Source organism: Candidatus Krumholzibacteriia bacterium (assembly GCA_029865265.1).
Taxonomy (GTDB): domain Bacteria; phylum Krumholzibacteriota; class Krumholzibacteriia; order WVZY01; family JAKEHA01; genus JAKEHA01.
In genome coordinates this window covers 1-4,409 of record JAOUHG010000085.1, presented here as the reverse complement: position 1 = coordinate 4,409, position 4,409 = coordinate 1, and the positions used below count along the sequence as shown (strand labels likewise).

Below are 4,409 nucleotides of genomic sequence, written 5' to 3'. Positions count from 1 at the left end.
GGCGGCGATCCGGATCTCCAGGGCACGCGTATAGTGCGCCAGCGCCCTGTCATACTGATCGAGCGATTTGTAGAGGTGTCCCAGGTTCTGATAGGGGTACGAGACGTGCGAGTGCCCGGGCCCAACGCTGTTCTCGTACGCCTTGATTGCGCGCTCGAAGTAGGGAACGGCTTCGTCGTATCGACCCATATCCTTGAGAATCGATCCCTGCATGTTGAGCGCGGTGCCGGTGTCGCGGTGGTTCTCCCCGAGCAGGCGGATGCTCATCTCTGTGCTGCGTTCCTGATAGGCGAGCGCCTTCTCCAGCTCGCCCATGTCGAGGTAGACGTAGGCCAGATTGCTCAGTCCGCGCGACACGTAGGGGTTGTCGCTGCCCAGGCGCTCCTCGTAGATGGCGAGCGATCGCTGGTAGAGGTCGGCCGCTTCCTGAAGGCGTCCCAGCCGCTGATACGCGATCGCCAGGTCGTTCAGCAACGCCGCGTAGCTCTCGTCGCGGGGCAGGTTGGTGGCGTCGTACTCGGTGAGCGTCTCCTGCATGATCCTGGCGCCCGCCTCGTAGCCGTCCCTGCGCATCGTCGCCATGCCGATGCGGGTCAGGGTGGCAAAGCGGGCTTTCGACGCGCGTGGCCGCTCCTGGTCGGCAATGGCCAGTCCGGCGTTGTAGCACTCCAGGGCGGCGTCGTAGTCGTCGCGTGCCTCCTGGTTGTATCCGAGCACGTGGTACGCGCTCACCAGGTCGTCCGGGTCGGCTCCACCCGCCAGCATGTCATCGACGGCGCGCCGCAGCAACGGCTCCGCCTGCTGGTAGTTCCCGAGGTGCTGGTACACCTCGCCCAGAACCTTCAGCGCGCGCGCGCGCACCAGCGGTTGCAGCTCGTCGTTGGAGAGAATGCCGTCGACGCCGCGGTCGAGTACTTCGCGCACGGTCACCGTGTCACCCTTCGCCTTGCCCGGGTCGATCGACTCGAACAATCCCACCAGCAGGTCCGACACCTGCCTGGCGCTCTCGGCTTCGGTGGCGAGGCGGCGCGCCTGGATGGTGGCGTTGACCGCGAATGCGACAATCGACAGCACGATGATCGAGACGATCGCGAGGGGTGTGCGGTTGCGCCGCGCGAACTTGCGGAACTGGTACACGGCGCTGGGCGGGCGCGCGGCCAGCGGTTCATTGTTGAGGAAGCGGCGCAGGTCGGCGGCCAGCTCGCTGGCGCTCGCGTAGCGGCGCTCCCGCTCCTTGGCCAGGCACTTGCCCACGATGGTCTCGAGGTCGGCGGGGAAGCCCTGCCCGGTGGAGCGCAGCGTCTTCGGGTCTTCCTCGGTGATCATGCGAGCCGCCTCGGCGATGACCTTGCCCTCGATGTCCTGCGGCAGCCGTCCGGTGAGCACTTCGTAGCACACCACGCCCAGGCCGTAGATGTCGGCGCGCGCGTCCACGTCCTCGTGGCGGCCCCGCACCTGCTCCGGGCTCATGTAGGCGAGCGTCCCGATCACCTGGCCGATGCTGGTGTGCATGGTGGTGGCCTGGAGGTCGGAGTCGGTCACGCGTGCCACGCCGAAGTCCAGCACCTTGGGCTGGCCGTCGCTGCGCACCACGATGTTGGCGGGTTTCAGGTCGCGATGAACGACGCCTTTCTGGTGCGCATGGTGTACTGCGTCGCACACGCGCGCGAGCAGGTCGATGCGCGCGCGGGTGCCCAGCTTCCTGCGCGCGGCGTACTCGCCGAGCGTTTCGCCCTCCACCAGCTCCATAGCGAAATACGGCTGCTCGCCGACGCCGGTGTCGGTGACCGCCGCTTCGAAGATGTGCGCGATGCCGGGGTGGTCGAGGCGTCCCAGCACCTCCGCCTCCAGCCGGAAGCGGCGCAGCGCGTTCTCCGAGGCGATGCCGCCGCGGATGAGCTTGAGCGCGACATCGCGCCGCGGGCTGTCCTGAACGGCGCGCAGCACCACGCCCATGCCGCCTTCGGCGATGACCTCCTTGATTGTGTAGCGGCCGATGCGCCTGCCCGACCACGACATGATGGGTGCCTCCAGGAAGTCGCCCGCGCGCTCGCGGGCGGCGAACAGGCGGTGCATCTCCTCGCGCAGCGAAGCGTCGTCTCCGCACTCGCGATCGAGGAATGCCTCGCGCTCCTGTTCCGGAAGTTCGGCGGCCCGGTCGAACAGGCTGCGCGCGCGGTCAAAACGGTTGTCGGTCATGACGCTCCCGGTTCGGAATGGTCCAGGTGACGCATTGAGGGCCGATCAAAATTCTAACACTTTTTCGGGCCCGGGGTGGCCGCCTCCGCCTGCAGAACGCGCAAACAGGGACAGAAGAAGCCCGAACCTGGAATACGCCCGGACCCCGTCGACTCGTCAAGGAGATCACGATGATATGCCCTGTACGCATGTTGCCTGTCGCCGCGTTGCTTCTGCTACTGCTGTCCCTTGGTTGCGGCGGCGATCCCGCCGGCGTTACGGATGACGGCGGCGACGGAGGCGGAAAAAACGGGGGAGACCTGAACCAGTCCGGTCCCTGGATGTGGGCCAACCCCACGCCGCAGGGCGATCCCGTGGTGCGCATGCGCTTTGCCTCCGCTACCACCGTCTATGCCGTCACCGGCGGCGGTGCGGTGCTCAAGAGCATCGACGCCGGCCGGTCATGGGAGGTGGCGTACGAGGCGATCGCCCTGCAGGTGGCGCCCTACGGCGGCCTTGGCGGCCTGCACTGTCTGGACGAGAAGCGGGTCTGGGTGGTCGGAACCACCGGGCAGATCACGCGCACGCGTGACGGCGGACACACCTGGAGCGATCATTCCATTGCCAGCATCCGGGAGATGCGCGACGTGTGGTTCATCGACGACGATCGCGGCTTCGTGGTGGGTGATGCGGGGGAGTTTCATCGCACCGACAACGGCGGCGTGTCGTGGACGCCGGTCGCGCACACGGCCGGGTCGCTCGACCTGACCGCGATCGTGTTTTCGGGAACCACCGGGTGGGTCGGCGGCGAGGACGGCACCATCCTGCGCTCCGATGACAACGGGGCCACCTGGACGAAGGTCACCGTCAACTGGAGCCAGGACATCGTGGTCGCCGACGCCATGTCCGGTGGTCTGGCCGTCTTTGGAACGAAAGAAGGCGCCACGGTTGCGATGATCTCGACCACCGCCTGGCGCTTCCTGCACGGTGGCGACACCGTTATGGATGTTCAGTTCGAGGACGAGAACAACGGGCAGGTGCTGTATATCGAGAACAACGCGTCCTACCTGGCCACGCGCACGGCCGGCATATGGGAGGAGCACGCGCTGGGGCTGCCGCAGCTCATCTACACGCTCGCCACAAACGGCGGCCGCTCGGTGGTGGCCGGATGGAACGGCTACATGGCGTATTCCGGCGACGGCGGCGTTACCTGGCAGTCCGGGTATGACATCACCGGCGACGCCAACCCGTACACCACGCAGTTCTTCGACGTCTGCTTTGGTGATGCCGGCAACGGCGTGACCGTGGGCAGCGGGGGCGCGGTCCTCTACAGCCGCGACGGTGGGCTCACGTGGAACACGGGGAACAGCGGTACCGGCGAGGAACTGCTCGGCGTCTGGCTGCACAGCTCGGGACGTGGATATGCGGTGGGCGAGGGCGGCACCGCGCTTCGCACCACCGACGGCGGCGCGACCTGGTCGCCCATGACGATGCCGGTCACCGTTGCGAGGTTTCGCGACGTGAGCATGTGGGACGAGATGAACGCAATCCTCGTCGGCGACGGCACCAGCACGCAGGAGACCATCCTGATCACGGCCGACGGCGGCGACACCTGGGTCAACCGGGGTCCGGACACCGCGCCGATTCGTGTTTCGGTGAGCGCGTGGGCGCTTGGCACCCAGCTCGCGTACGTGGGGCAGGGCCAGGGCGCCGTGCTGCGGACACCGGATCGCGGACAGACCTGGCAGGAGTTCGATAGCGGAACCAACAACGCCATTCACCAAATTCAGTTCGTCAACGACACGCACGGATGGGGCGCCACCACGCAGCACGACATGGTGTTCACCCAGGACGGCGGGCTCACCTGGACGCGCATCGGCCCCGGCACGCTACCGGGCCAGGTGTCGCAGGTTCACTTCGTGGACGAGAACGTGGGCATCGCGGTGGGTCCCACCGGGGGCATGTTCCGCTCCGGCGACGGTGGCGCCAGCTGGACCGTGCTGCGTGGCGGCCTCACCACCTGGTCGCACCTGCGCGCCATCTGGATGACGTCGGCCACCGACGGCGTGGTCGTGGGCACTGAGAGCAAGATCCTCTACACGCGTTCCGCCGGGCTGCCGCCGCGGTAACTCCGGGAAAATGCCGCCCCCGTGTGACGCATCCCGCCCGCCGGTGTCCCACGGACAAGGGCACTCAGGTACTGGCCCGGGCGCCCTGCGAAGGCGCGGGGA

General features: G+C 67.4%; 2 protein-coding genes. One reads left to right on the top strand and one right to left on the bottom strand.

Features of this window, described 5'->3' with window-relative positions; all coding sequences use genetic code 11:
- Positions 1–2,199: serine/threonine-protein kinase (locus tag OEX18_15770; GenBank protein MDH4338720.1), on the bottom strand; the 2,199-nt coding region annotated here is incomplete at its 3' end.
- Between the two features lie 170 nt (positions 2,200–2,369).
- Here OEX18_15770 and OEX18_15765 point away from each other — a divergent pair.
- The gene (locus tag OEX18_15765) at positions 2,370–4,307 is read left to right on the top strand and encodes a YCF48-related protein (protein MDH4338719.1); all 1,938 of its coding nucleotides are present in this window, start codon (positions 2,370–2,372) and stop codon (positions 4,305–4,307) included.
- Positions 4,308–4,409: the final 102 nt, after the last annotated feature.